The 26,235-nt window shown below is 66.7% G+C and carries 24 protein-coding genes and 3 tRNA genes; 19 read left to right on the top strand and 8 right to left on the bottom strand.

Translation table 11 applies throughout. From position 1 onward, the window contains the following. Nucleotides 1-53 precede the first annotated feature (53 nt). The 5 genes from dusB to ARTB_RS10045 all read left to right on the top strand — a co-directional run bounded on the left by dusB (nucleotide 54) and on the right by ARTB_RS10045 (nucleotide 4,856). Nucleotides 54-1,232 carry a tRNA dihydrouridine synthase DusB gene (gene dusB, locus ARTB_RS10065; RefSeq protein ID WP_018774562.1) on the top strand — a complete coding sequence of 393 codons (1,179 nt, stop codon included), beginning with the start codon at nucleotides 54-56 and terminating at the stop codon, nucleotides 1,230-1,232. After that, a complete protein-coding gene (locus ARTB_RS10060; protein ID WP_243179636.1) occupies nucleotides 1,216-2,514 on the top strand; it encodes a deoxyguanosinetriphosphate triphosphohydrolase in 1,299 nt (432 codons plus the stop codon). The genes dusB and ARTB_RS10060 overlap by 17 nt, the downstream gene beginning before the upstream one ends. A gap of 52 nt (nucleotides 2,515-2,566) precedes the next feature. Beyond that, nucleotides 2,567-4,522, top strand: coding sequence for a DNA primase (dnaG, locus tag ARTB_RS10055; protein WP_243179635.1), 1,956 nt, complete (start codon nucleotides 2,567-2,569; stop codon nucleotides 4,520-4,522). A gap of 53 nt (nucleotides 4,523-4,575) precedes the next feature. Then, nucleotides 4,576-4,648, top strand: a tRNA-Asn gene (locus ARTB_RS10050). Nucleotides 4,649-4,783: 135 nt separating this feature from the next. After that, nucleotides 4,784-4,856 (top strand) — tRNA-Asn (locus ARTB_RS10045). A gap of 137 nt (nucleotides 4,857-4,993) precedes the next feature. Here the strand turns inward: ARTB_RS10045 and ARTB_RS10040 are convergent. Next, the gene (locus ARTB_RS10040) at nucleotides 4,994-5,401 is read right to left on the bottom strand and encodes a hypothetical protein (RefSeq protein WP_028278282.1); all 408 of its coding nucleotides are present in this window, start codon (nucleotides 5,399-5,401) and stop codon (nucleotides 4,994-4,996) included. 368 nt (nucleotides 5,402-5,769) lie between these two features. After that, nucleotides 5,770-6,993: a multidrug effflux MFS transporter gene (locus tag ARTB_RS10035; protein WP_243179634.1), complete on the bottom strand. Its 1,224-nt coding sequence runs from the start codon at nucleotides 6,991-6,993 to the stop codon at nucleotides 5,770-5,772. A 184-nt stretch (nucleotides 6,994-7,177) separates the two neighbouring features. On the opposite strand from ARTB_RS10035, the gene ARTB_RS10030 reads away from it, so the two are divergent. From ARTB_RS10030 to ARTB_RS10005, 6 genes are all read left to right on the top strand, one after another. Further along, nucleotides 7,178-8,056 carry a phage holin family protein gene (locus tag ARTB_RS10030; RefSeq protein ID WP_243179633.1) on the top strand — a complete coding sequence of 293 codons (879 nt, stop codon included), beginning with the start codon at nucleotides 7,178-7,180 and terminating at the stop codon, nucleotides 8,054-8,056. 55 nt (nucleotides 8,057-8,111) lie between these two features. Continuing rightward, nucleotides 8,112-8,735, top strand: a complete 624-nt coding sequence (locus ARTB_RS10025; protein WP_243179632.1) for a CDP-alcohol phosphatidyltransferase family protein — start codon at nucleotides 8,112-8,114, stop codon at nucleotides 8,733-8,735. Continuing rightward, nucleotides 8,735-9,637, top strand: a complete 903-nt coding sequence (locus ARTB_RS10020) for a DMT family transporter (RefSeq protein ID WP_028278278.1) — start codon at nucleotides 8,735-8,737, stop codon at nucleotides 9,635-9,637. Before ARTB_RS10025 ends, ARTB_RS10020 begins: the two co-directional genes overlap by 1 nt. Before the next feature lie 105 nt (nucleotides 9,638-9,742). Further along, a complete protein-coding gene (locus tag ARTB_RS10015; RefSeq protein ID WP_028278277.1) occupies nucleotides 9,743-10,939 on the top strand; it encodes a glycosyltransferase in 1,197 nt (398 codons plus the stop codon). 194 nt (nucleotides 10,940-11,133) lie between these two features. After that, nucleotides 11,134-11,207 (top strand) — tRNA-Ile (locus tag ARTB_RS10010). 230 nt (nucleotides 11,208-11,437) lie between these two features. Beyond that, nucleotides 11,438-12,628, top strand: a complete 1,191-nt coding sequence (locus ARTB_RS10005; RefSeq protein ID WP_243179631.1) for an acyl-CoA dehydrogenase family protein — start codon at nucleotides 11,438-11,440, stop codon at nucleotides 12,626-12,628. Between the two features lie 134 nt (nucleotides 12,629-12,762). On the opposite strand, the gene ARTB_RS10000 is transcribed toward ARTB_RS10005, so the two are convergent. Further along, nucleotides 12,763-13,485, bottom strand: coding sequence for a M23 family metallopeptidase (locus tag ARTB_RS10000; protein WP_243179630.1), 723 nt, complete (start codon nucleotides 13,483-13,485; stop codon nucleotides 12,763-12,765). 477 nt (nucleotides 13,486-13,962) lie between these two features. On the opposite strand from ARTB_RS10000, the gene rpsB reads away from it, so the two are divergent. From rpsB to ARTB_RS09970, 6 genes are all read left to right on the top strand, one after another. After that, nucleotides 13,963-14,871, top strand: a complete 909-nt coding sequence (rpsB, locus tag ARTB_RS09995; RefSeq protein ID WP_243179629.1) for a 30S ribosomal protein S2 — start codon at nucleotides 13,963-13,965, stop codon at nucleotides 14,869-14,871. A gap of 133 nt (nucleotides 14,872-15,004) precedes the next feature. Beyond that, nucleotides 15,005-15,841, top strand: coding sequence for a translation elongation factor Ts (gene tsf, locus ARTB_RS09990; RefSeq protein WP_028275233.1), 837 nt, complete (start codon nucleotides 15,005-15,007; stop codon nucleotides 15,839-15,841). Nucleotides 15,842-16,015: 174 nt separating this feature from the next. Further along, nucleotides 16,016-16,753, top strand: coding sequence for a UMP kinase (gene pyrH / locus ARTB_RS09985; RefSeq protein ID WP_018774549.1), 738 nt, complete (start codon nucleotides 16,016-16,018; stop codon nucleotides 16,751-16,753). Between the two features lie 133 nt (nucleotides 16,754-16,886). Then, nucleotides 16,887-17,444 carry a ribosome recycling factor gene (frr, locus tag ARTB_RS09980; protein ID WP_018774548.1) on the top strand — a complete coding sequence of 186 codons (558 nt, stop codon included), beginning with the start codon at nucleotides 16,887-16,889 and terminating at the stop codon, nucleotides 17,442-17,444. Further along, entirely contained in the window at nucleotides 17,444-18,364 is a 921-nt protein-coding gene (locus ARTB_RS09975; RefSeq protein ID WP_079551459.1) for a phosphatidate cytidylyltransferase, read from the top strand. Before frr ends, ARTB_RS09975 begins: the two co-directional genes overlap by 1 nt. A gap of 31 nt (nucleotides 18,365-18,395) precedes the next feature. Beyond that, nucleotides 18,396-19,022 carry a DivIVA domain-containing protein gene (locus tag ARTB_RS09970; RefSeq protein ID WP_243179628.1) on the top strand — a complete coding sequence of 209 codons (627 nt, stop codon included), beginning with the start codon at nucleotides 18,396-18,398 and terminating at the stop codon, nucleotides 19,020-19,022. A 163-nt stretch (nucleotides 19,023-19,185) separates the two neighbouring features. Here the strand turns inward: ARTB_RS09970 and ARTB_RS09965 are convergent, their stop codons facing one another. The 4 genes from ARTB_RS09965 to ARTB_RS09950 form a co-directional block, all read right to left on the bottom strand. Further along, on the bottom strand, nucleotides 19,186-20,661 hold the full coding sequence (locus ARTB_RS09965; RefSeq protein ID WP_243179627.1) for a sodium/solute symporter: 1,476 nt from the start codon (nucleotides 20,659-20,661) through the stop codon (nucleotides 19,186-19,188). 66 nt (nucleotides 20,662-20,727) lie between these two features. Further along, nucleotides 20,728-21,135 (bottom strand): hypothetical protein, encoded by a 408-nt coding sequence (locus ARTB_RS09960; RefSeq protein WP_243179626.1) that lies wholly within the window; start codon nucleotides 21,133-21,135, stop codon nucleotides 20,728-20,730. Further along, a complete protein-coding gene (locus tag ARTB_RS09955) occupies nucleotides 21,132-21,851 on the bottom strand; it encodes a LytR/AlgR family response regulator transcription factor (protein WP_243179625.1) in 720 nt (239 codons plus the stop codon). Before ARTB_RS09955 ends, ARTB_RS09960 begins: the two co-directional genes overlap by 4 nt. A 90-nt stretch (nucleotides 21,852-21,941) precedes the next feature. Beyond that, entirely contained in the window at nucleotides 21,942-23,159 is a 1,218-nt protein-coding gene (locus ARTB_RS09950; RefSeq protein ID WP_243179624.1) for a sensor histidine kinase, read from the bottom strand. A gap of 218 nt (nucleotides 23,160-23,377) precedes the next feature. Here ARTB_RS09950 and ARTB_RS09945 point away from each other — a divergent pair, with 218 nt between their 5' ends. Both ARTB_RS09945 and ARTB_RS09940 read left to right on the top strand, forming a co-directional pair. Further along, on the top strand, nucleotides 23,378-23,758 hold the full coding sequence (locus tag ARTB_RS09945; protein WP_026538258.1) for a DUF485 domain-containing protein: 381 nt from the start codon (nucleotides 23,378-23,380) through the stop codon (nucleotides 23,756-23,758). Beyond that, on the top strand, nucleotides 23,755-25,371 hold the full coding sequence (locus tag ARTB_RS09940) for a solute symporter family protein (RefSeq protein ID WP_026266623.1): 1,617 nt from the start codon (nucleotides 23,755-23,757) through the stop codon (nucleotides 25,369-25,371). Before ARTB_RS09945 ends, ARTB_RS09940 begins: the two co-directional genes overlap by 4 nt. 88 nt (nucleotides 25,372-25,459) lie before the next feature. On the opposite strand, the gene ARTB_RS09935 is transcribed toward ARTB_RS09940, so the two are convergent. Continuing rightward, a complete protein-coding gene (locus ARTB_RS09935) occupies nucleotides 25,460-26,173 on the bottom strand; it encodes a hypothetical protein (RefSeq protein ID WP_243179623.1) in 714 nt (237 codons plus the stop codon). Nucleotides 26,174-26,235: the final 62 nt, after the last annotated feature.

The following is a 26,235-nucleotide window of genomic DNA, read 5'->3' as shown; positions in this document are numbered from 1 at the left end:
ACATAGCCGGAGCGGGACCGGGCCGATTTGCCCGTCTTTGAGACAATGGTCGGGTGACTGTTGTAGCAACCCCTCCCGCCCCCAAGCTGGAACTCCCGCCCCTGAAGCTGGGCCCGATCACGGTGGACACCCCCGTGATCCTGGCTCCCATGGCGGGCATCACCAACTCCGCCTTCCGCAGACTGTGCCGTGAATACGGCGGCGGCCTGTACGTGGCGGAGATGGTCACCTCGCGTGCCCTCGTCGAGCGCACGCCGGAGTCGCTGCGCATCATTTCGCACGACGACGACGAAAAAGTCCGCTCCGTCCAGCTGTACGGCGTGGACCCCGTCACCGTCGGCCAGGCCGTCCGGATGCTGGTGGAGGAGGACCGGGCGGACCACATCGACCTCAACTTCGGCTGCCCCGTGCCCAAGGTCACCCGGCGCGGCGGCGGATCGGCCTTGCCATGGAAGATCGACCTCTTCACCTCCATCGTCCAGACCGCGGTGAAGGAAGCCTCCAAGGGCAATGTCCCGTTGACCATCAAGATGCGCAAGGGCATCGACGAGGACCACCTGACCTACCTCGACGCCGGCCGGATTGCCCGCGATTCCGGCGTCGCAGCCGTCGCCCTTCATGGCCGAACGGCAGCACAGTTCTATTCCGGCCAGGCCGACTGGTCCGCCATCGCCCGGCTGCGCGAGGCCCTGCCGGACATTCCCGTTCTCGGCAACGGAGATATCTGGTCCGCGGAGGACGCAGTCCGGATGGTCCGCGAAACGGGTGTGGACGGCGTCGTCGTCGGCCGTGGCTGCCAGGGCAGGCCCTGGTTGTTCGGCGACCTCATGGCCGCGTTCGAAGGCAGCGACCAGCGGCACCGGCCGGACCTGCGCCAGGTTGCCGAGAGCGTGTACCGGCACGCTGAGCTCATGGTCGAGACGTTCGGGGACGAGGGCAAAGCCCTGCGCGAAATCCGCAAGCACATTGCCTGGTACTTCAAGGGCTACGTGGTCGGCAGCGAACTGCGGACCAAGCTGGCGCTCGTCACCAGCCTGGAGGTGCTGCGCGGCACCCTGGACCAGCTGGACCTCGACTCGCCGTATCCCGGAGGCGACGCCGAGGGTCCGCGCGGCCGCGCCGGTTCGCCCAAAAAACCGGCACTGCCCAAGGACTGGCTGCTGAACCGGACGCTGGATGATGCCCAGACCCGCGATATTTCCTTCGCCGAACTGGATGTCTCCGGTGGCTGAGACCCGGACCACCGCGCCCGTCCTCGACGGGTATACCTCCCGCGACTGGGCCCGCTGGGTCGAGGAGCCGCCCAAGAGCACCTACCGCTCGGACTTCGAGCGGGACCGTGCAAGGGTCCTGCACTCCTCGGCGCTGCGCCGGCTCGGCGCGAAGACCCAGGTGGTGGCCCCGGATACCGACGACTTCGTCCGGACCCGGCTCACGCACAGCCTCGAAGTTGCCCAGGTGGGCCGCGAATTGGGCCGTGCGCTGGGCTGTGACCCCGACGTCGTGGACACCGCATGCCTCAGCCACGACCTCGGCCACCCGCCTTTCGGCCACAATGGCGAAGCGGCCCTCAACGAAGTGGCGCACGGGATCGGCGGCTTCGAGGGCAACGCCCAGACGCTGCGGCTGCTGACGCGGCTGGAGCCAAAGGTCCTCGCCGCCGACGGCCGGCCGGCCGGCCTGAACCTGACCCGGGCCAGTCTCGATGCCGCCGCCAAATACCCGTGGTCCGCGGTAAACGCCCCGGTCATCCACGGGGAGCGGACCAGCAAGTTCGGTGCCTACGAGGACGACCTCCCCATCTTCGACTGGATCCGCGACGGCGCCCCGGAACGCCGGTCCTGCCTCGAAGCGCAGGTCATGGACCTGGCGGACGATATCTCCTACTCGGTGCACGACGTCGAGGACGCGATCGTCGCGGGGCATTTCCAGCTGCGCTGGATGGACAACCCGGACCACCGCGCCCGCGTCGTCGGCTACGCCAAGCAGTGGTACCTGCCGCACAACGATCCCGCCGCGATCGACGCCGCCCTGGCCCGGCTGGAGGCCACGGACGTCTGGGTGCGCGAGGCCGACGGCAGCCGCAAGGCCATGGCGGCGCTCAAGGACATGACCAGCCAGCTCATCGGCCGCTTCTGCCAGAGCGCACTGGAGGCCACCCGCACGGTCTACGGCCCGGAAAACCTGACCCGCTACAACGCGGAGCTGATCGTCCCGGATGAGACCGTGATGGAAATCGCGGTCATGAAGGGCCTGGCCACCACCTTCGTGATGACCACCGAACACAGGCAGCCCATCTACGAGCGCCAGCGTGAGGTCCTGCACGCCCTCGTCACCGCACTCAGCGCCACGGGGGCCCGCCACCTGGAACCGATGTTCGCCGCCGACTGGCTCGACGCGGGCGACGACGCCGCGCGGCTGCGTGTCGTCATCGACCAGGTCGCGTCGCTGACGGACGGCTCGGCGCTGGCCATGTACGAGCGTCTCGTGGGCAGCCTGCCGTCGCTGTGGTGAGGGCCACCATGGCCGGCCCGTCGGCGTCATACCCGGGGACTAGGATGGCAATGTGGCCGGCCTGATCAAACGCGAAGACATCGATGAAGTACGCCAACGCACCGACATCAAGGAAGTCATCGATGGCTACGTGACGCTCAAGGGAGCCGGGCTCGGGTCCTACAAGGGTCTGTGCCCCTTCCACGACGAGCGTTCACCCTCCTTCACCGTTCGGCCCCAGGTTGGCCGATACCACTGCTTTGGCTGCGGCGAGGACGGCGACGTCATCTCCTTCGTCCAAAAGCTGGACCACATCTCCTTCCACGAGGCCGTCGAGAAGCTGGCCCACCGGATCGGCTTCGAGCTCCACTACGAGGACGGCGGCTCCGGGCCCAACCGGGAGGACATCGGCCGGCGCCAGCGGCTGCTGGACGCGCACAAGGTGGCCGACGAGTTCTTCCGCGCCCAGCTGCTCACCCCCGGCGCCGCAGAGGGCCGCAACTTCCTCTACGGGCGCGGCTTCGACCGCGCGGCGGCCGAACAGTTCGGTGTGGGCTACGCGCCGCAGGGCTGGGACTCGCTCCTCAAACACCTCCGCGGCCGCGGCTACACGGACCCGGAACTCAAGCTGACCGGCATGTTCTCTGAAGGCGGCCGGGGGATCTATGACCGTTTCCGCGGCCGGCTGATCTGGCCCATCCGGGACATCGCCGGCGACACCATCGGCTTCGGTGCCCGCAAGCTCTACGAGGACGATCAGGGACCAAAGTACCTGAACACCCCCGAAACCGCGCTTTACAAGAAGTCCCAAGTCCTCTACGGAATCGACCTCGCCAAGCGCAACATCGCCAAAGACCGCCAGCTCGTGGTGGTGGAAGGCTACACCGACGTCATGGCCTGCCACCTGGCCGGCATTCCGACGGCGGTAGCCACGTGCGGGACCGCCTTCGGCACCGAGCACATCAAGATCGCCCGCCGGCTGCTCTCCGACGACGGCAGCGGTGGAGAGGTCATCTTTACATTCGACGGCGACGCCGCCGGGCAGAAGGCCGCCCTGCGCGCCTTCGAAGAGGACCAGCGGTTTGTCGCACAAACCTTCGTGGCGGTCGAACCCAACGGCGCGGACCCCTGCGAACTGCGCCAGTCCAAGGGCGACTCCGCCGTCCGGGATCTGATCGGTAGCCGGCGCCCGCTGTTTGAGTTCGCCATCCGGGCCACCCTGAAGCGGCACAATCTGGACACGGTCGAGGGCCGGATCGCGGCCCTGCGTGAATCCGCGCCCGTGGTGGCGCAGATCCGCGACGCCGGAATCCGGCCGGCCTATGCCCGGGAGCTCGCCGGCTGGCTGGGGATGCCGGTCGAGGAGGTCAGCAGGGCCGTCGGCGCGGCGACCAAGCGCGCCGCACAGGCTGCATCGGCTCCGCCGGGCGGCGGCCAGGCCCAGAGCCACGGGCAGGGCGGCGGGCAGGGCTATGCGGGGTCCGGCCGCGGCTTTGCCGGGACCGCGCCCGGCGTTGCCCCCTTGCCGCCGTCGGCCGTACTCCCGTCCTTCAACCGCCCTGATCCCCGGGACCCCGTGGCCGCGATGGAGCGCCAGGCGCTCGAGGTCGCGCTGCAGGAACCCGGCATGCTCGAGGGCGAGACGTGGCAGCGCTTCTCGGAGGCGCGGTTCTCCACACCCGCCTACCTCGCCATCCACGAGGCCATCCGGGCCACCGGACTCGAGTTTTCGGGGGATCCGGTGCGCTGGGTCGAGCAGTTGCTGCAGGAGGTCCCCGAGCCCCTGCGCCCGCTCGTGTCCGAGCTCTCCGTGGTGCCCCTGCCGGCCAACACCCCCGAAGGCGTCCTGCGCTACTGCAAGGACATCCTCGCCCGCTTGTTCGAGCTCCAGATCACCCGGATCAAGGCCGAGAAGATGGGCCAGCTGCAGCGTCTGGACGCCTCGGCCGACCCGGAAGAATTCCAGCGGCTGAATCGCGAACTCATGCAACTTGAGATGCAGCGGCGGTCCCTGCGCTCGGACGCCTGAGCCGCCGATTTCGTTTCCCGGGCTGGTGTTTGCTAGGCTTATACCCGCTTCATTCCTCCTTAGCTCAATTGGCAGAGCATTCGACTGTTAATCGAAGGGTTGCTGGTTCAAGTCCAGCAGGAGGAGCGCGCAGTCCCCGTTCCGGGTTCCGGAACGGGGACTTTTTTATACCCGGAGGGGGTATCTCGCGACTGGCAGGCGCTGGCCCCGTGGCCGATTTCCCTACCGGCAAAACCTTTGCTAATGTCGTACCTGCTTCATTCCTCCTTAGCTCAATTGGCAGAGCATTCGACTGTTAATCGAAGGGTTGCTGGTTCAAGTCCAGCAGGAGGAGCGGACAGGTCCCGCGGCCGGTGAAAACCAGCTGCGGGACCTTTTTTGTTTCCTCTTTTATTTCTTCGTCTTTGTTGCTCCGTCTATGGCCAGGGCTTTCTGCCGGGCAACGCAGTGGCGGGCGGTTCAGGTGGAGGTTCAGACGAAGTACATTTCCACCTGGAGGAAGCGCTGGGCCTCGGCGACCGCTGCCTGGAAGGCCTCCAGCTCCGTGGGGGACTTCCGAGGCTCCCGCGGGTGCCATTCATGCGGCGCCGAGTGCACCTGGGTGAAACCGCCGCCCGGGGGCGCATAGAAGATGCCGAACCGTTGCACCGGCCACTCCGGGGAAGATTCCGGTGCCACGAGAAGGGCGGAGTCATATGCGGGGTTGTACCACTGGGCAATCGGACGGCGGCGGTCTTCGGTGAACAGGCCGGCGGCGAACAGGGCCGCCGACTGAGGACTAGTCTGAGCGCACAAGCGATCCCACCACAGGGGCAGGATTCCGGCGTCGGACCGCTGCCAAGTGGCCGGAAGGGGCTGGTGATCCTGCCTGTCGGGCATGAAATAACTTTATCGCCCGCCGCGGATGTCGAACAGGGCACAACGGGGGCGCGGGGCTGCAGGCAACGGACAGGGCTGCGTGGGCGGACGGGCGGGGCCATGGGCACAGGGCGCGGCCACGGTGTTCGCTGTACTGGGGCTGCCCGGGGGACATGCTCAGTGCTGGCGGGATGCCCCTGGGGACATGTCCAGTGGTGGTCCTGGCGGATGGACATAGTGGCAATATGTCCAGCCCCGGGAGCCAAGAATGGGCATGTCCCGCGGGGAGGCTGTGAAGAATGGGCATGTCCCGTGGGGAGGCCGTGAAGAATGGGCATGTCCCGCGGGGAGGACGCGATAAATGGGTATGTCCCCGGGGGAGGGCCCGGCTACTGAATCGGTGGCACCGTGCTGGGCCGAACAACCAGCCACAGTGCAGCGGCCGCCAGAAGGATGCAGACGGCCTGGACGGCGCCCATCGGGGTTGCGGAGCTGACGCCGAGCCAGCCGACCACCGGCGAGACCAGGCCAGCCATCAAGAAGGTCGCCGCGCCGAGCAGTGAAGCCGCGGTTCCGGCCTGGGCCCCGTGTTTGGCCAGGGCCAGGACCTGCACGGTGGGGAAGGTGAAACCGGCGCCCAGGATGTAGAACCACAGCGGCACCAGGACGCCCCACAGACCGAACCCCAGCTGGTCGAAGACGACAATCAGGACGGCCATGACGAACATCCAGGCCGTGGAACAAGCCAGGATCCACTGCGGCGGGACGCGCTTGATGAGCCGCGCGCTGGTCTGCACGCCTGCCACGATGCCCAGCGAGTTGATGCCAAAGAGCAGGCCGTACTGCTGGGGCGTGAACCCGTAGACGTTCTGGAACAGGAACGGCGAGGCGGAGAGGTAGGTGAAGAGGCCCGCGAAGTTCATCCCGCCCACGAGCAGAAGGCCTACGAAGATCCGGTCGGAGAACAGCACCTTATAACGCTGGCCCATGGTCATCCCGGTTTTGCCGCGCAGTTCCGGCGGCAGGGTCTCCCGGATCACGAAGAGGGCCGCGATGATGACGCAGGTCCCGTAGGCGGCCAGGAACAAGAAGATGCCGGGCCAGGGCATCAGCAACAGCAACTGGGAGCCGATGACCGGGGCGAGGATCGGGGCCAGCCCATTGACCAGGGCCATCCTTGCGAACATCCGCACCATCGCGTAGCCGCTGAACAAGTCACGGACCATGGCCATGGCCACTACACCGCCTCCGGCAGCCCCGACACCCATGAGGACACGGAAGAAACCCAGCGTGGCGATGTCCGTGGACTGCGCGGCGCCCAGGGATGCCGCGATGTGGACCGCCGTCGCCACGATCAGGGGCAGGCGCCGGCCGAACTTGTCGCTCAGCGGGCCCACCACCAGCTGTCCCAGCGCGAAACCTATGGTCGTCCCCGTGAGCGTCAGCTGCACCGCGGCCGCGGAGACGCCAAGGCTGTCTTCCAGGGCCGGGAATGCGGGCAAGTAGAGGTCGACCGTGAACGGCCCTAGGGCGGTCAAAGCGCCGAGCGTCAGGATGTAGAGGAATTTACGACGGCGGCTCAGGGAATCACCGGGATTGTGGGGTGTGCTCACAGAGGTCCATCCTAGGGCCCGCCGGGGTGGCCGGCCGGTGGCTGGGCGGGCGCGCCACACCTTGCCCGAAAAGGCCTCCCAAGAGCCTAAATGATAGTTTTGACACCGGGGTCTGTGCGAAGCTGTCCAGACCCGGCAAGCCCGCGCGAGCGGATCGACGGATGGCACCAGTTAGGCGGGACCGATGAGCGGACGTCACAGCGGCGGCACAGGCAGCGGGTTGCGGATTTCCGCGCTGCCGCAAACCCTGAAGATGATCTTCAAGCTGGCGCCCCGGCAACTCAGTGACGAGATTGCCCTGGCCAAGGCCGAAATCAAACGCAAGGGGACCCAGCTCGGCGTCGCCGGTGCCTTCTTCGCCGTCGCCCTTGTCTTTGTTGGACTCCTGGTGATCGGACTCTTCATTGCAGCGATCATGGGACTGGCCACCATCATGCCCGCGTGGCTCGCCGCCTTGTTGGTCTCTGCCGTCTGCCTGATTATCGCCGCGATCGGGGCGCTCATCGGGCAGAACAAGTTCAAGAAGCTCATGCCGCTGGTCCCCGAGGATACGATCCGGGGGCTTAAATACGATCTCGGCATCGCCAGGGAAGGCTCCGCCTTCGACGCCAGGATCCTGGATCCGAGCACCGAGCAGTACAAAGCAGCGAAGGCCGCCAAGGAAGCCGCCGCAGCCAAAGCGACGGCGGAAAAGGAAGCAAAGGCTGCCGCCAAGCCCGACTTCGGACCGCCGCCCACAGAGGCTGAACTCCGACGCCGGCTGGACCTGCGGCGCACGCACCTTACCGGCGTCCGCGACGACCTCGGCCGTGAACTCGATGTCAAGACCCAGACCCAAATCCTGCTGGCGGCCGCCCAGGTCCGGCTCCAGGACGGCAAGGAGCAGCTCAGCGACAAGATCGCAGGCTTCCGCGCCTCAGCCCGGTCCTCGGCGCGCTCGGCCACATCCGCTGACGGGCAGGGCCTGGCCGACACGATCAAGCGGCGCTGGAAGCCCCTGGCTGTGCTCGCCGCCTCTGGAGCCGCTCTCGCGGTCCTGGTGCGCAGGCTGATAAAGGGCTAGACAGATCCCTGAACCTAAACGCCAAACCGTTGCCGTCCACGGAAAGGGGGAATCGATGAAGTTCATCGGCGCCGGCGCCCGCCCCGGGCAGCCCCTCGTCCACCGCGACTCGGTCTTCACGGTTCCCAATGTCCTGACCGTGGTGCGCTTCCTTGGCGTTCCGTTATTCATCTGGCTTGTCCTCTCGGAGCACAAGTACGGCTACGGTGCCCTCGTGCTCGCGGTCATGGCCAGTACCGACTGGGTGGACGGCTACATTGCCCGCCGCTTCAATCAGATGTCCAACCTCGGACGGGTCATGGACCCGATTGCGGACAGGCTTTCCCTGATCGCCGTCGCCGTGACCCTCGTGATCGCAGGCGTCGTCGAGTGGTGGTATCTCGCCGCGCTGCTGGTCCCGGACGCGGTCCTGCTGGCTCTGTCAGTGTTCTATTTCCACGGCCACCCGGATCTGCCGGTGAGCCGCATCGGAAAGATCCGGACGGGCCTGCTGCTGGTGGGCACGCCGCTGCTGGTGCTCTCCAAGCTTCCGGTGCCCGCCGCGGACGTCTATGCCACGGTCGCGTGGATCTTCCTGGGATTGGGGCTCGTGGGGCACTGGATCGCGGCCTACAACTACGTCTGGGCGATCATCGGCAAGGGCAGGCAGCTTCGGGCGCACGACGGCGGCTCCCGCTGATGGTCTGGGTTGCGGTTTTGCTTGCGGTCCTCGGCGCCTTCTGCCTGGCGTTTGGGGCACAGCGCCAGGGCAGTGCGGTCAAGGCCGATACCGGCGGCCTGGCGCTGAGCACCCACGGCCTGCTGCGGCTCGTGCGTAACCCGCGCTGGGTATTCGGGTTTCTTCTGCTGTGCGCCGGGATGGGAATGAACGCGATCGCCCTCGTCATGGCGCCCTTGACGGTGGTGCAGCCGATCGGCGCGATCGCACTGGTCATCACCACCGTGGTCAACACCAAGGACCAGGGCCTGAGCATGAACCGTGCAACTGTCGTGGCCATCTCGCTCTGCGTGACCGGCTCAGCGCTGTTCGTGCTGCTGGCCGTCACCGCCACGCAGGAGAATCACAACGTCAGCAGCGAGGACGAGCTGACAATCGTGCTGCTCCTGGCCATTGCGGTCGCGGCCTTTGGCACGCTCGCGGTCCTGTTCAGGCACCGCATGAGCGCCTTCGTATACATCCTCGGCGCCGGCGTCCTGTTCGGCTTCGTGGCTGTGCTGACCCGCATCATCGGCAGGCATCTGCTCGATCCAAATGGACAGTTCCTGCTGAATGTGCCGTGGTACAGCGTCGTTGCAATCATTGCTGCAGGCGTTCTGGGATCGTGGTTTGTCCAAAACGCCTACTCCAGCGGACCGCCGGACCTCGTGATCGCCGGATTGACGGTGATCGACCCCATTGTGGGCATCGCGATTGGCATCGTGATTCTGGGAGAACTGCGTCCGGATGTCCAAGCCGTGACGGCTATTGCCATGGGGACGGCCGCATTGCTTGCTATCGTGGGAGTCATAGCCCTCTCCAGGCACCACCCGGAAGTCACCAAGCGCAAGAAGGACGCGCGGAAGGCAGCGGGCAGGTCCTAGGGCGTCAGTCCAGACTTCGGCTGCAGGCCCGGCGCGCCTGTGCCGACTGCCAGCCGGCCGCCATTGATCCAGCTGTCCGCACAGCGACCACCAGGAGCTCTTCACGTGACCACGTCCGACAACCAGCCCCCGCTGACCATCCTGATTGCCGCTGACACGTACCCGCCCCACGTCAACGGCGCCGCCCAGTTCGGTTACCGCCTGGCCAAGGGGATGACAGCCCGGGGTCACGATGTCCACGTCCTGGCGTGCCGCCCGGGCAAGGGCCCGAGCTACAGCGAGTTCAGCGACGAGGCCACCGTCCACCGCCTGCGCTCCCACTCGGTGCCCACGCACGAGTACTTCCGGGTCACCTTCCCCTGGGAGATCAAGAAGGAAATCGGGCTGTTGTTCGACCGCATCCAGCCGGACGTGGTGCACATCCAGAGCCACTACATGATCGGCGAGCACGTCCTGTACGAGGCCGTGAAGCGCGGCATCCGGGTGGTGGCGACGAACCACTTCATGCCCGAAAACCTGAACCCTTTCCTGCCGTTCCCGCAGTGGTTCAAAGACATTGTGGGCCGGATCTCCTGGCGGGACATGGGCAAGGTCATGGGCCAGGCCGACGTCGTGACCACACCCACGCCGCTTGCCGCCAAAGCCATGCACCAGCACGCCTTCCTCCGCCAGGTCCTGCCCCTTTCCAACGGCATCGACGCCGCAGCCTACGAGCTGCATCCCGACGAAACGGCGGAACGCCACGCCAGCCCCACAGTCCTCTTCGCCGGCCGGCTGGCGGAGGAGAAGCACGTGGACGTCCTGATCGATGCCGTCGCCAAGACGCCTAAGGAACTGGACATCCACCTCGAAATCGTCGGCGGCGGAGAAGTCCGCCCTGCCCTGGAGGCGCAGGTCGCCCGGCTCGGACTGAAGGACAGGGTCAGGTTCCTCGGCCTGGCCAGTGACGCCGAGCTTCGCAAGGCCTACATCACGGCCGATGTGTTCTGCATGCCCGGCACCGCAGAACTTCAGTCCCTCGTGACCCTGGAGGCGATGTCGGCGTCCACGCCAGTCCTGCTGGCCAACGCCATGGCGCTGCCGCACCTGGTCCGGGACGGGGAAAATGGCTATCTCTTTATCCCCAACGACAGCGACGACCTCGCCGCCAAGCTGACGCGCGTGTTCTCGCTGCCCGACCACGAGCTTGATGCGATGGGCAAGACCAGCCGCGAAATGGTGGAAAGCCACGGTATCGCGCGCACGCTGCAGACGTTTGAGGACATCTACCGGGGCGCGAGCTACGACGACCTGGTCCTCTAGGGGCGCCGTCTGGCAGAACGGCGTCCACTCCGAACGCTTCAAGCTCCAGGGCGCCCAGTCCAACAGCATCCAAGTCAGTTGCAGCAGGCCGCCTGCCGGTGACGGCATGCACGTGTGATGCGTCTACTATTGCTAGAGTATTTTTGCCCGGAACCAATCCGGCCCGCGTGGGCCAGGTCTGGCTCCGGGCGCAGGGGGCTATAGCTCAGCTGGTTAGAGCGCGGGACTCATAATCCTAAGGTCCTCGGTTCAAGTCCGAGTAGCCCTACATTCATTTCTGCGGCAGCCTCCTCATCCGGGGTCCGCAACCACGGGAGCCGTGGCTGACGTCCGACGTCGGCCGCGGCTCCCTTTTTGTCGGGTTTGTCGGGTTTGTCGGGTTTTCATTGGGCCGGCACTTGCAGGCGTCCCGACACTGCGATAAGTTACTGATGAGTAACATATCGCCGGCGCGAAGCCCGCGCCCTTTGGTCCCCGCTGATCGAGTGAAGGAACATCATGTCCAAAGCTGCCATCGACATCCACAACCTGCCCTACGCCGATGGCGATTTCTTTGCGTTCGAGCAGTTGCTCAGCGCCAAGGAGCAGGACAGGCTGGCCGAAGTCCGTGAATTCCTTACCCGCGAAGTCCGGCCGATCGCCGTCGATTTCTGGAATCGCGGGGAGTTCCCCATGGACTTGATCCCGAAGCTCGCCGAAATCGACCTGGTCAGCCCCGTCCGGAGGCAGGGCTACTCGAATCTCTTCGCAGGCATCCTGCACGCGGAAGCCACCCGCGCCGACACGTCAATCGCGACGTTCATGGGCGTCCACGACGGGCTCTTCACCGGCTCCATCGAAGCCCTTGCCTCCCAGGAGCAGCAGGATGCGTGGCTTCCCGAGATCTACTCGCTCAAGAAGATCGGCGCGTTCGGCCTCACCGAGCCCCTGGGCGGCTCCGACGTCGCCGGCGGTACGCGCACCACGGCACGGCGCGACGGCGATAACTGGATCCTCAATGGAGCCAAGCGCTGGATCGGCAACGCGACTTTCTCCGACTGGGTGGTCATCTACGCCCGCGATGTTGACGACAACCAGGTCAAAGGGTTCCTCGTGGACACCAAGGCCGAGGGATACAGTGCCGTGAAAATTGAGAACAAGATCTCGCTGCGCACGGTCCAGAACGCTGACATCACGCTCGACAACGTTGTGGTGCCGGAGTTCTTCAAGCTCGCCAACGCCAACAGCTTCCGCGACACGAACAAGGTCCTGAAAGTCACCCGCCTGGCCGTGGCCTGGCAAGCGGTGGGCCAGCAGCTCGCGGCCTTCGACGTAGCCCGGCGCTACGCCGTGGAACGCAGCCAGTTCGGCCGTCCGATTGCCTCTTTCCAGCTGATCCAGCACCAGCTCGTACAGATCCTCGGCAATGCGGTGAGCTCCATGGGCATGATGGTGAGGCTTTCCCAGCTGGAGGACGCGGGGGAGGCGAAGGACGAGCAGTCCGCCCTGGCCAAGGCGTTCACCACCGCGCGGATGCGCGAAAGCGTGGCCCTGGGCCGGAGCATCCTCGGCGGGAACGGGATCGTGACGGACTTCGAGATGGCCAAAGTCTTTGCGGACGCCGAAGCCATCTACTCCTACGAGGGCACGCACGAAATCAACACCCTCGTCACCGGCCGGGCGATCACGGGCATATCAGCGATCGTCTGACGGGCGCCAAACGCCCGCCGCGGCTGCCCGCGGGCGTCAACGGACGATCCGCGCTTCAAAGCCAAACGCCCGCCGCGGCTGCCCGCGGGCGTCAACGGACGAGCAGCGCATCAAAGACGGCGCCAAATGCTGCATCACGGACCCGGATTCAGGGGCGGGAGCAGAACGGAAGGCCGAAGGTCCATCACGAATGCCAGCGGATTGACGTAGTCTTCGCCGCGGCGGACGCCCCAGTGGAGGCAGGGCGGGGCCGGGCCGCAGTGGCCGGTCTGTACCTGCCCCAGGACATCGCCCTCCGCCACGGCGGACCCCGCCCTCAGTGAACTCGCCACCGGCTCGAAACTGCTGCGCAGCCCGTTGCCGTGATCGATCGTGATGACCGGCCGGTCCACCACCGTCCCGACAAAGCTCACCGTCCCGGCGGCGGGCGACTTGAGCGGGACGCCATCGAAGGGCGCCTCAAGGTCGACGCCGCGGTGACCGCTGAGCCACGGCTTGGCCGGGGGATCGAAGGCGCGGAGCACCGCCGGCCGCGGGCTCAGCGGCCAGCTCCAGGCAGACGGAGGGACCGGCCCCGCCCTCGGGGAGGCCCGACCGGAGGAATTCGCAGCCCGGGCGGCAATGGCGGAGTAGCCGGCGTCTGTGGGGCCGGAGCGGGCGGCGGCGTCGTCTGTGGGGCCGGAGCGGACGGCGTCTGTGGCGTCGGAGGTGGAGGCATGGGCAGCGGCAGCGATATCGGCGTCGGCGGTGATGGGGGGCGGCGCCAGGAACGTTGCCAGGAACAATGCCGCCAGGAACAATGCCGCCAGGAGCTGTGCTGCCAAGAGCAATGCCCGCAGGCCAAGTGGGAGCTTCATGGCCCTAGCCTGCCAAGGCGGCACCCCGGGCGGAATCTCCCGCCATGGCTATGTGGATAAGGTGCCCGCCGGCCCCCGCCAAAGCCCCGGAACCCCGTGCCGTTGCCGCGGCAAAACCGTCCGTCTGGGCGGGGCCGCTGTAGTACACTTGGTGGAGCAGTTTGCTGTGCCCTCACGCTTGTAAGTCGCGATACTTCGTGATTGCCGAAGCCGGCACGCCTCATTCAGGGGTGCGGGGGAGCAGCAGCTGACTACGCGTATCCAGCCCTCCTCAAAAGAAGCCTGAAACTTCCGATGCGGAGGACTGCGCCTCCTGCGGTCCGTTCCACATGGCATGTCCATATGGCGCGGATGGGAAGCGCGGTGGATGCCAGGAGCAACGCCCGCCCCGGGCGAATGCTAAACAACCGTCAACTATTGGCAGGGTAAGAGGGCCATGGGCTCTCTCATGAATGACCTGCCGGAAGGAGCGTCGGCATGCCCGTCGTAACTATGCGCCAGCTGCTTGACAGCGGCGTCCACTTTGGACACCAGACCCGCCGTTGGAACCCGAAGATGAAGCGCTTCATCTTCACGGAGCGCAACGGTATCTACATCATTGACCTGCAGCAGTCGCTGTCCTACATCGACCGTGCCTACGAGTTCGTGAAGGCCACCGTTGCACACGGCGGCACCGTTCTCTTCGTCGGCACCAAGAAGCAGGCGCAGGAATCCATCGCCGAGCAGGCCACCCGCGTTGGCCAGCCGTACGTCAACCAGCGTTGGCTCGGCGGTATGCTGACCAACTTCCAGACGGTCTCCAAGCGCATCCAGCGCATGAAGGAACTCGAAGAGATCGACTTCGACGACGTCGCCGGTTCGGCTTACACCAAGAAGGAACTGCTGCTCCTTCGCCGCGAACTCACCAAGCTGGAAACCAACCTCGGTGGTATCCGCAACCTGACCAAGGCGCCGTCCGCGCTGTGGATCGTTGACACCAAGAAGGAACACCTTGCTGTCGACGAGGCCAAGAAGCTGAACATCCCGGTTGTGGCCATCCTGGACACCAACTGCGATCCCGACGAAGTCGACTTCCCGATCCCGGGTAACGACGACGCCATCCGCTCCGTCAACCTGCTGACCCGCGTTGTCGCCGACGCCGTTGCTGAGGGCCTCATCGCCCGTAACCAGCGCGCCACCGGCACCACGGAAGCTCCGGAAGAGCCGCTGGCCGAGTGGGAGCGCGAGCTCCTCGAAGGCAACAAGGCTGAAGCTGCTGCAGCGCCGGCCGCTGAGGCTGCACCGGCTGCTGAAGAAGCACCGGCCGCCGAAGCTGCTCCGGCCGCCGAAGCTGCTGAAGAAGCACCGGCTGCTGAAGAAGCACCGGCCGCCGACGAAGCCAAGTAGTCAGACAAGTAAATCTGGATCTCCCCACATGCGCTCAGCTGCATAGGGGGTACCGACAGGATGGCCGCTCACTCGGTGAGCAGCCGTCCTGTCGGTCCGTACACCACATAAATTTCTAGACAGAGGGGTTCACATGGCGAACTACACTGCCGCTGATATCAAGGCTCTGCGCGAGCGCACTGGCGCCGGCATGATGGATGTCAAGAAGGCTCTTGACGAAGCCAACGGTGACGCCGAGAAGGCCATCGAAATCATCCGCATCAAGGGCCTGAAAGGCGCTACCAAGCGCGAAGGCCGCTCCACCGCCGAAGGCCTGGTTGCCGCCAAGGTCGCCAACGGCGTCGGCGTGATGATCGAAGTCAACTGCGAGACCGACTTCGTCGCGAAGGCTGACAAGTTCATCCAGCTGGCCGACAAGGTCCTGGCTGTGGCCGTTGAGTCCGGCGCTGCCGACCTTGAGACCCTGCTCGCCACCGAGGTCGACGGCAAGCCGCTGTCCGAGGTCGTCATCGAAGAGGGCGCCGTTCTGGGCGAGAAGGTTGTTGTCCGCCGCATCTCCCGCATCGAGGGCGCCACGGTCGACGCTTACCTGCACAAGACCTCCAAGGACCTCCCGGCCCAGGTCGGCGTGCTGTTCGCTGTTGACGGCGAAGGCGAAGCGGCTGCCACCGCAGCCCACGACGTCGCCGTTCACGTCGCCGCCATGGCTCCGAACTACCTCACCCGTGAGGACGTTCCGGCCGATCTCGTCGAGTCCGAGCGCCGCATCGCCGAGGAAACGGCCAAGGCCGAGGGCAAGCCCGAAGCTGCGATGACCAAGATTGTCGAAGGCCGCGTTACCGGCTTCTACAAGGGCGAGGTCCTCGTTGACCAGGCATTCGCCAAGGATGCCAAGAAGTCTGTCGCACAGGTCCTCGAAGAAGCCGGCGTCAAGGCAACTGCCTTCACGCGCTTCCGCGTCGGTTCCTAGTCAGACTGGCCAGACACCAGTCAGGCACTAGCCAGACACGCTAAGGGGGTGGTCACCACGGTGGCCACCCCTTTTGCATGCACCCGTGAGGCACCGTTTCCGGTCACGGCCGGAATGCCTCCTTGGGCGCCCAGCACGATAACCTAACTCAGAGTTCACCAACGGGAAGGCACCATGGAAACCGTCACCACTTCAGCCCAGCCAAAGAAGAACAGGCGCCGCGTCCTCTTGAAGCTCTCCGGCGAGGTCTTCGGCGGTGGGAAACTGGGCGTCGACCCGGATACCGTCCGCGGCGTGGCCAAGCAGATCGCCGCCGCAGTTCCCGATGTGGAGGTGGCAATCGTCGTCGGCGGAGGCAACTTCTTCCGCGGCGCCGAACTGTCCCAGAGCGGCATGGACCGCTCCCGCGCCGACTATATGGGCATGCTCGGAACCGTCATGAACTGCCTCGCGCTCCAGGACTTCCTTGAGCAAGCCGGGGTGGAAACGCGCGTGCAGAGCGCCATCACCATGGGCCAGGTTGCCGAGGCCTACATCCCCCGCCGCGCCATCCGCCACATGGAAAAGGGCCGGGTTGTCATCTTCGGCGCCGGCGCCGGCCTGCCGTACTTCTCCACTGACACCGTGGCCGCCCAGCGTGCCATGGAGGTCCACGCCGACGTCGTCCTGATGGCCAAGAGCGGCGTCGACGGCGTCTACACCGCCGACCCGAAGAAGGACCCGACGGCGGAGAAACTGCACCGCCTCAGCTACGACGACGCCCTCCGCCGCGACATCCGCGTGATGGACCAGACCGCGATGACCATGTGCAAGGACAACAACCTCACAATGGTGGTCTTCGGCATGGAAGGCGAGGGTAACGTCACCCGCGCCATCCGGGGCGAAGACCTGGGCACCGTCGTCACCCCCTAGCAACGGCTAGGATGTTTTCAGGACCTTTCCGCCGCCAGGCGGAAGACAAAAGCGCCGGCGGAATACGGCAGGCGCACAAAGAAGACGTGCCGCGCCCCGGCCCCCGGGACGCACCAATTTCTGAGGAGAGACCGTGATCGAAGAAACCTTGCTCGAAGCCGGGGACAAGATGGACAAGGCAGTTGAGGTAGCCAAGGAAGACTTCGCCTCGATCCGGACCGGCCGCGCGACTCCTGGCCTGTACAACAAGGTCATCGTCGAGTACTACGGCACGCCGACGCCGCTGCAGCAGCTGGCCTCCTTCGCGGTCCCGGATGCCCGCACCATCCTCGTCACCCCGTACGACAAGACGGCCCTGCGCGACATCGAACGTGCCCTCAGCGACTCGGAGGTCGGCGCCAACCCGTCCAACGACGGCAACGTCATCCGGATCACCATTCCCGAGCTGACGTCCGAACGGCGCAAGGAATACGTCAAGATCGTCAAGTCCAAGGGTGAGGACGCGAAGGTGTCCATCCGCAACATCCGCCGCAAAGCCAAGGAAACGCTGGACAAGCTCGTCAAGGACGGCGACGCCGGCGAAGACGAAGGCGCGCGCGGTGAGAAGGAACTCGACGCCATGACCAAGGCACACGTGGACGGGATCGACGAGCTGCTCAAGCGCAAGGAAGCTGAGCTGCTCGAGGTCTGATGAATCAGGCACAGGAGGCCTCCGGGCCGCGCGCCCGGAGGCGGGGGAAGCAGCGCGAGAACCCAACGCCCAAAGCGGGCCGGAACCTGCCCGCCGCCACCGTGGTGGGCGTTGGCATGCTGGTATGCGTCCTGGGCGGCCTGCTGTTCCTCCCGCTGGGCTTCGTCCTGGTGACCGCCACCTTTGCGATCTTCGGCGTCTGGGAGATCTTCCGTGCGCTGGAGGCCGCAGGCACCCGCCTGCCGATCGTGCCGGTGATGGTCGGCACGGTCGCCATGCCAATCGCCGCCTACTTCGGCGGCCTCGAAAGCCTGCTCTTCGCCATGCTTGTCAGCAGCGTGGCGGTGCTGTTGTGGCGGACCCTGGAGGGCGCCGCCGGTTCGGCGCGGAGCATTTTCGCAGGGGTCTTCACCCTGTCCTGGGTGCCGTTCCTGATCAGCTTTGCGGCGCTGCTGCTGCACACCGCCGACGGCGAGACGCCGGTAGGCCTGTGGCCTGACGGGGTGATTCCGGCGGGTGCGTGGGAAATCGCGACCCTGCTGCTCCTGGTGGTAGCCAACGACACCTTCGGCTACCTCGTGGGCGCCTCCCTGGGCAAGCATCCGATGGCCCCCAAGATCAGCCCCAAGAAGACCTGGGAAGGCTTCGCCGGCTCGATCGCCGGGGCCGTCGTCGTGGGCGTGCTCGCCATGATCTTCGTGCTGGGCGAACCGTGGTGGTTCGGCGTCGTGCTCGCCGTGGGCATGGTGGCGGCCGCCACTGCCGGCGACCTCGCCGAATCCATGGTCAAGCGCGAGCTTGGCATCAAGGACATGAGCAGCATCCTCCCCGGACACGGAGGCGTCATGGACCGGTTGGACTCGATTGTCTTCGCCTCGCCGGTGGCGTTCATCCTGTTCTCGGCCCTCACAGCCGCCTAGAAGCACCGGACCAGCACTTCCGGCGCCTAGAATGGTGCCGAGCAAACCAGCCGAACGGCATCAAAGGAACAAAGTAACAGTGGACATTCAACGGCAGATTCCTGCGTCTTTTGACCGCGTGCAGCGGAACCAGTATGGCTACAACGCCAGGCAGGTCGACGATTTCCTGCAGCGCGCACGGGTGTCATTCGAAGCTCCGTCCGCGGCCTCCCGCGCCATCAAGAGCTCGGACGTCCGCGCCGTGTCCTTCGATCCCGTGAAGGGCGGCTACGCCGCCGCCGGCGTGGACGCCGCGCTGGACCGGCTCGAAGACGCCCTCGCCCGGCGCGAGCGCGATGAGCTCGTTGCCGAACGCGGCGAGGATGCCTGGCTGCGCGAAATCGGCCGGCTCGCGGGCGTCCTGCGCGGGCGCCTGCACCGCCCGGACGGCCAGCGCTTCCGGCGCCCGTCCAAGCCAAAGGCCCGCAGCTACAACACCACCGACGTCGACGACCTCTGCCACGAGCTGATCGGCTACCTCGAGGAGGACCAGCCGCTGAGCGTGGACAACGTCCGGCGCGCCGTGTTCCGTCCCGCCGTGGGCCGGGAGGGTTACGAGGAAAGCCAGGTCGACGCATTCCTGGAGCGCGCCGTCGAGCTCATGGCGGCCATCGACTAGTCACGCCCCGCGCGGACCCACGCCTGGAGCCCCACCGGCCAACCACCCGGCCGGGTCACCGACGCCGGATCGCGACCGCAGGGTCAGCGTTGCCGGAGCCCCGCCCGGATCGCGACCGCAGGGTCAGCGTTGCCGGAGCCCCGCCCGGGTCAGCACGGCAGGGTCACCGTTCCGTCGCGAGCGGCCGTTCCGGGGTGTGCAGCCGGGTCATCAGCCGTGTCATTGTCCGCGGCACCCGGCCCCGCGTGGCCCGGGACACCAGGATCGTGACGGCGAACGCGGCCGGCACCGTCCAGGCGGCGGGCTGTGCCAGCCACGACGGCGTCTGCGCAGCACCCAGCACCGAGCCGGCCACCATCGCACTGCCGCAGAGCACGCCGCCGGTCACCATGCCCGCGATAGCCCCGGCGTCCGTCAGCCCCCGCCACCAGATGCCCAGCAGCAGGACCGGGCAGATCGTGGACGCGGTAAAGGCAAACACAAGCCCCACGCTGCCGGCCAGTGCCTGCGATTCGGTCATCGAGGCGATCCCCAGCGGGACCATGGCCGAGACCACTGCTGCCAGCCGGAAGCCCCGGACACTGCCGCCGAACACGTCCTGGCTGATCACGCCGGCCAGCGAGACCACCAGGCCGGACGTCGTCGACAGGAACGCCCCGAACGCTCCGGCCACCACAAGCGCCGTCAGCAAGTCGCCGGCCACCCCGCCAATCATCCGGCCGGGCAGCAGCAGAACCAGGGCATCAGCCTGGCCGCTCCGGGCAAGGTCGGGGGCGAACGCTCGGCCGAGCATGCCGTACGCCGTCGGAAACAAGTAGAAGACGGACAGCAGGCCCAGGACAATCAGGGTGGTCCGGCGGGCGGACTGCCCGTCCGGGTTGGTGTAGAAACGGACCAGCACGTGCGGCAGCCCGAGCGTGCCAAAGAGCAGGGCCACCAGCAGCGAAATGATCTGGTAGGGGCCCGCGGGCGCCAGCGCCGTGGGGTTGGCCGTACTGGGCGGCGGCAACTCCGCCGCGGCGGAGTCCCCGCCGCCCAGCGCCAGCAGCATGAACACGATGGGCACCGCCAGCGCGGTGAGCTTGAGCCAGTACTGGAACGCCTGGACAAACGTGATGGAGCGCATTCCGCCCGCCACCACGGTGAAGCAGACGACGCCGACCACCGCCACCGGGCCCACCCACGCCGGCAGCCCGGTGGTGATCCGGATGGCCAGGGCAGCGCCGTGCAGCTGCGGGACGATGTAGAGCCAGCCGACCAGGACCACCACCAGGCTTGTGACGCGGCGGACGGCACGCGAATCGAGGCGCGCCTCGGTGAAGTCCGGAATCGTGTAGGCCCCGGACCGGCGCAGGGGAGCGGCGACGAACAGGAGCAGCATCAGGTAGCCGGCCGTGTACCCCACCGGATACCACAGGGCGTCGGTGCCGGAGAGTAGGATCAGCCCTGCGACCCCCAGGAAGCTGGCGGCCGAGAGGTACTCCCCGCCGATCGCCGAGGCGTTCCACCACGGCTTGACCGTCCGGGACGCCACGTAGAAGTCTCCCGTGGTGCGCGAGATCCGCAGCCCGTAGAAACCGATGACTGCCGTGGCAAGCGAGACGGCGGCGAACGCCGCCACCCCGACGACGGGGTTCACGTTCCGCTCACCCGGCCCCGTGCGTGGCCGCCCGCCGGGCCGTTCACCTGGGCCCTCACCAGTCCCTCACTTGTCGCCAGCGAGGTCCCGGTAGCGGGCCTCGTTCCTTGCCGCGGTCCGCACATACAGCCAGGCACTGAGACCGATCACCGGATAGATGCCGGCACCCAGCAGGACCCAGTCGAATGGCAGGCCTGCAATGGTGGAGTGCGCAAGGCCCGGGACCAGCCCCAGCACAAGCGGGAAGGCGAGCATGATCAGCAGGAATCCCAGGGCCACCACGAGGCCCAGCCGGAGCTGGGACCGGATGAGGGAGCGGACGAACAGCTGCCCGGCGTCGGATTCCTCTGCCGCCTCCTGTGAGGCCGCCGCAGAGCGCCCGCCGGTCAGGGCGGCGCTGCCCGATGCGGCACTTCCCGGTGTGACACTTCCCGAAGTGACGCTGCGCGGCGCCGTGACCCGGACCCGCGTCATGCCTGCGGCCGGATACGGCTTGCTTCGAGCTTTTCCCGGACCGCCGGGAGGTGCCTGCGGCTGATGGGCAGTTCGGCCCCGGCCACGGTGACACTGGGCCTCGCCGCGGCGAGCTTCATGTGGCTGATGTGGCCCAAGGCGGTCAGGTACGAGCGGTGGATGCGCAGGAACCCGGCGTCGGCCCACTGCTGCTCTAGGTCGGCCAGCGGAACCCTGATGAGGTAGCTGGCCTCCGCCGTGTGCAGCCGTGCATAATCGCCCTGCGCCTGGACGTACGTCACGTCCTCGCGCCGGATCATCTTGGTGGTCCCGCCGAGGTCCACGGTGATCATTTCCGGGGCCGGCGCGCCGTCCTTGAGCAGCTCGCTGATCCGGCCGATCGACTTCGCCAGCCGATCGGCGCGCACGGGCTTGAGGAGGTAGTCCACAGCCGCGAGCTCGAAGGCCTCCAGCGCGCAGTCCTCGTCCGCGGTGACGAAGACCACGGCGGGCGGGTGGGCGCTGCGGGAGATGACCCGGGCAATGTCCAGCCCGGACAGCGCCGGCATGTGGATGTCGAGGAAGATGACATCGACTTCTTCGGCCTCCAGTGCCCGCAGGGCCTCGGCGCCCGAGGAAGCGCGGTGGATGGTGCCGATCCGGTCATCCCTGCCGAGCAGGAAAGCCAGTTCCTCAACGGCGGGGAGCTCGTCGTCGGCGACGAGGACGTTAATCATGCCACTAGCCTACTGCCGCGGCCATTGTGGCCGGCTCAGCCCGTCAGCCAACTGCCGCCGGGCACGACACCGCCGGGAACCGACCGGAAATCAGGCGTCGTGCCGGGGCTGGGACTTGGGGACGCGCATCGTGATCAGGGTGCCCTCGCCCGGTGCCGTCTCGATCACGAGGCCGTTCTCGTCCCCGTAGACCTGCCGCAGGCGGGCGTCGACGTTGCGCAATCCGACGTGGTCGCCGTCGCTGTGCCCGGCAAGGACGGAGCGGAGCTGGTCCGGGTCCATGCCCACGCCGTCGTCCTCGATCGTCACCTCCGCGAACGCCCCCGAGTCGTTCGCCGTGATGGAGATGTGCCCCGGGCCCTCCTTGGCCTCAAGGCCGTGCCGGACCGCGTTTTCCACCAGCGGCTGCAGGCTCAGGAAGGGAATCACCGTGCTCAGGACCTCCGGAGCGATCCGCAGGCTGACCTGCACGCGGTCGCCAAAGCGGGCCCGTTCCAGGAGCAGGTAGCGGTCGATGCAGCGCAGTTCCTCGGCCAGGGTGGTGAAGTCGCCGTGGCGGCGGAAGGAGTAGCGGGTGAAATCGGCGAACTCCACCACGAGCTCGCGCGCCCGGACCGGATCCGTGTTGATGAAGGAGGCGATCGCGTTCAGCGAGTTGTAAATGAAGTGCGGGCTGATCTGGGCGCGGAGGGCCCGGACTTCCGCCTCCATCAGGAGGGTGCGGGAGGCGTCGAGCTCGGCGAGTTCCACCTGGGTGGCCACCCAGTCAGCCACCTCGCCGGTGGCGCGGACCAGTCCGGCGCCGGCGGCCGGCGCGAAGGCGGCCACCACACCCACCACACGCGCGCCGGTTTTGATCGGGGCGATCACGACGGCGCGCTCCACCTCCGGCGCCAGCGTCACGCCGCCGTCGCCGGCGGCCAGGAGCTGGAGTTCGCCCGCCGGAATGACGGCGAGGTGGCCGCCTTCGAACACTTTAGACGCGAGCCCCATCAGGGCAGGTTTGAGTTCCTCGCCGGCGCCGTCCCACGCGAGCACGCCGGTTGTATCCGTGATGGCCAGGGCGTCACAGCCCAGGAGGCTGCGCAGCTGTTTGCTGGCCTTGGCCGCGCCGGCCGGGTTTAGGCCGGTCCTCAGGTGCTGGCCGGCACGGGATGCGGCATGCAGCGTCTGGTAGGTGGCCCGCTCCGCATCGGTGCCGAGATCGCGGAAGGACCGGAGGACCTTGAGTCCCACGGCGACGACGGCAGCGATCGCCAGGGCAATCACCGCGACGGCGGCGGCGGTGAGCAGGGGAGAATCCGGCATGGTGCCAGCCTACCGCCGGGGTTCCTTTCGGCGGCCGGGGGCGCCGTTTGGCGCAGCGTCGGGACCGCTGAGCGACGCAGGCCGCCCCGGCTGTGGCAGGTAACCCGCGCCACAGTGCACAGTGATTGCAGTCACATCAGCAGGATGGGTTGCAGGGCGCGTCCCGCGCAGACCACGGCAGCCGGTGTGGACTCACCAGTCTCAATGAGGAGGAACCGATGGGTCACGACGCCCAAGAAACGGACGCTGCGGCGGCCGTGGACTTCAAGGAAGTCCAGTCGACGGAGCAGTTCCAGGAACTGCGCACACGTCACCGCAGCTTTGTCTTCCCGCTGTCCATTGCCTTTCTGCTCTGGTACTTCGCCTATGTCCTGCTGGCCGACTACGCGGTGGGATTCATGTCGATCAAGGTTTGGGGCAACATCAACGTCGGCCTGATCCTTGGCCTGCTGCAGTTCGTCTCCACGTTCGCGATCACCGGCTGGTACGTCAGCTATTCGAACCGCAAGCTGGACCCCATTGCCTCCGAGATCCGCCAGGAAATCGAGGGGCACGAATTCGACAAGCACGGCAACCCGGTTGGGGGGACAGCAAAATGACACTCATGGTTCCCGCAGTAAACGTTGCGGATCTCAAGGACACCACCCTGCTGAACATGGGCATCTTCGCCCTCTTCGTCGCGATCACCATGGTCATCGTGATCAGGGCCAGCCGCAACAACAAGACGGCAGCCGACTACTACGCCGCCGGACGTTCCTTCACAGGCCCGCAGAACGGCACCGCCATCGCCGGCGACTACCTCTCCGCAGCGTCCTTCCTCGGCATCACCGGAGCCATCGCCATCAACGGCTACGACGGCTTCATGTACTCCATCGGCTTCCTCGTCGCCTGGCTCGTCGCCTTGCTGCTTGTCGCCGAACTGCTCCGCAACACCGGCAAGTTCACCATGGCCGATGTCCTCTCCTTCCGGCTCAAGCAGCGCCCCGTGCGCATCGCGGCGGCCATCTCCACGCTGGCCGTCTGCTTCTTCTACCTGCTGGCCCAGATGGCCGGTGCCGGCAGCCTCATCTCGCTGCTCCTGGGCATCAGCGACTGGGGCGGACAAGCCCTGGTGATCATCGTCGTCGGCGCCCTGATGATCATGTACGTCCTGATCGGCGGCATGAAGGGCACCACCTGGGTGCAGATCATCAAGGCCATGCTCCTGATCGCCGGAGCCGCTGTCATGACCTTCTGGGTCCTCGCGATCTACGGCTTCAACCTCTCGGACCTGCTGGGCGGCGCGGTGGAAACCTCGGGCAACCCGAACCTGCTCAACCCGGGACTGCAGTACGGCAAGACCGAGACCTCCAAGGTCGACTTCCTGTCCCTCGGCCTGGCCCTGGTACTCGGCACCGCAGCCCTGCCGCACGTGCTGATGCGCTTCTACACGGTTCCGACCGCAAAGGAAGCCCGAAAGTCCGTGGTGTGGTCCATCTGGCTCATCGGCATCTTCTACCTGTTCACCCTGGTCCTGGGCTACGGCGCAGCTGCGCTGGTGGGTGCCGACACCATCAAGGCCGCCCCGGGCGGCGTCAACTCGGCCGCGCCGCTGCTCGCCTTCCACCTCGGCGGTCCGCTGCTCCTGGGCTTCATCTCGGCGGTGGCCTTCGCGACCATCCTGGCCGTCGTCGCCGGCCTGACGATCACCGCGGCGGCATCCTTCGCACACGACATCTACGCCAGCGTCATCGCCAAGGGGAAAGCCGACGCCGCCACCGAGGTCAAGGTTGCCCGCCGCACCGTGGTGGTGATCGGGCTGCTGGCCATCGCCGGCGGCATCTTCGCCAACGGACAAAATGTCGCGTTCCTCGTGGCGCTCGCCTTCGCCGTGGCTGCCTCCGCCAACCTTCCGACCATCCTCTACTCGCTGTTCTGGCGCCGGTTCACCACCCAGGGAGCCCTGTGGAGCATGTACGGCGGATTGTCCGCGGCCATCATCCTGATTGCGCTCTCCCCGGTGGTTTCCGGGGCCAAGACGTCGATGATCCCCGGCGCCAACTTCGCCATCTTCCCGCTGAGCAACCCGGGCATCGTCTCCATCCCGCTCGCGTTCTTCCTGGGCTGGCTGGGCACCGTCCTGGACAAGCGGAAGGAAGACGCCACAAAGCAGGCCGAAATGGAGGTCCGTTCCCTGACCGGGGTGGGCGCCGAGAAGGCTACCAACCACTAGAAAGGCCGCACCAACAGAGAAGCTCCCGTGCAGCAGCACGGGAGCTTCTCCCATGGATGGGCGCCAGCTTGGACTGGGTTTTCCGAGGTCAGCGCTGGGGCCTCAGCCGAATGTTCACCATCTTCAGTTCATCGTGGCCCTCGAAGCGGTAGGCCAGTTCCACGCTTTTCGTGTCGCAGTCGATCGTTCCGGCGACGTCGGCGGCGTTGGAGCCGTTGTTGGAGCTGACGTTGAGGGTTGAAAAGTTCGGTTTGCAGCTGCCGTCAAGCTCCAGGCTCTGCACGCCCGCGGCGAACTCTTCCGGGGAAATCTTACGCATGAGGGCCGGATCCAGGTACTTCTCGTAGGCGGTGCTGACCTCGCCGGCGATGATCAGCTTCGTGAAATCGTCCGCGATGCCCCGTGCCTGGTTGGTGGCTCCGCCCACCACGTTGAGCAGGACGACGACGCCGGCACTCACCAGCAGGAGCACACCGCCGACGATCCCGAGGACAATCCACAGGGCCTTGCGGCTCTTTTTCGGGGGCGGCTGGGCGGCGCCGCCGTAGTAGGGCGGCGGCTGCCCCGGCCCGCCGTAGTACGGAGGTGCGCCGCCGCCGGGTGGCGGGTAGCTGGGAGCCGCGCCGGTCGCGGGTGGCGGGTAGCTGGGTGCCGCGTAGTTGGGCACCGCGGCGTCGGCGGGGGGCCCGGGCGGCGGGGCGTAGTACGGAACGGGCGGCTGGCCGGGCGCCGGGTGGCCGGCTGCAGGCTCATGCCCGGGCTGCGGCGGTACCGGGCGGTGTGGTTCCTCGGGACTGCTCACGGTTCAAGCCTTTCCGGCAGTCCAGACAAGCCACTGCCTGTTGCACTGGGCCGCGTGCGCAG

It is taken from the genome of Arthrobacter humicola (genome assembly GCF_022803015.1).
Lineage (GTDB): Bacteria > Actinomycetota > Actinomycetes > Actinomycetales > Micrococcaceae > Arthrobacter > Arthrobacter humicola_A.
The sequence above is the reverse complement of the archived record's forward strand: the minus strand, read 5'-3'. Positions and strand labels throughout refer to the sequence as shown.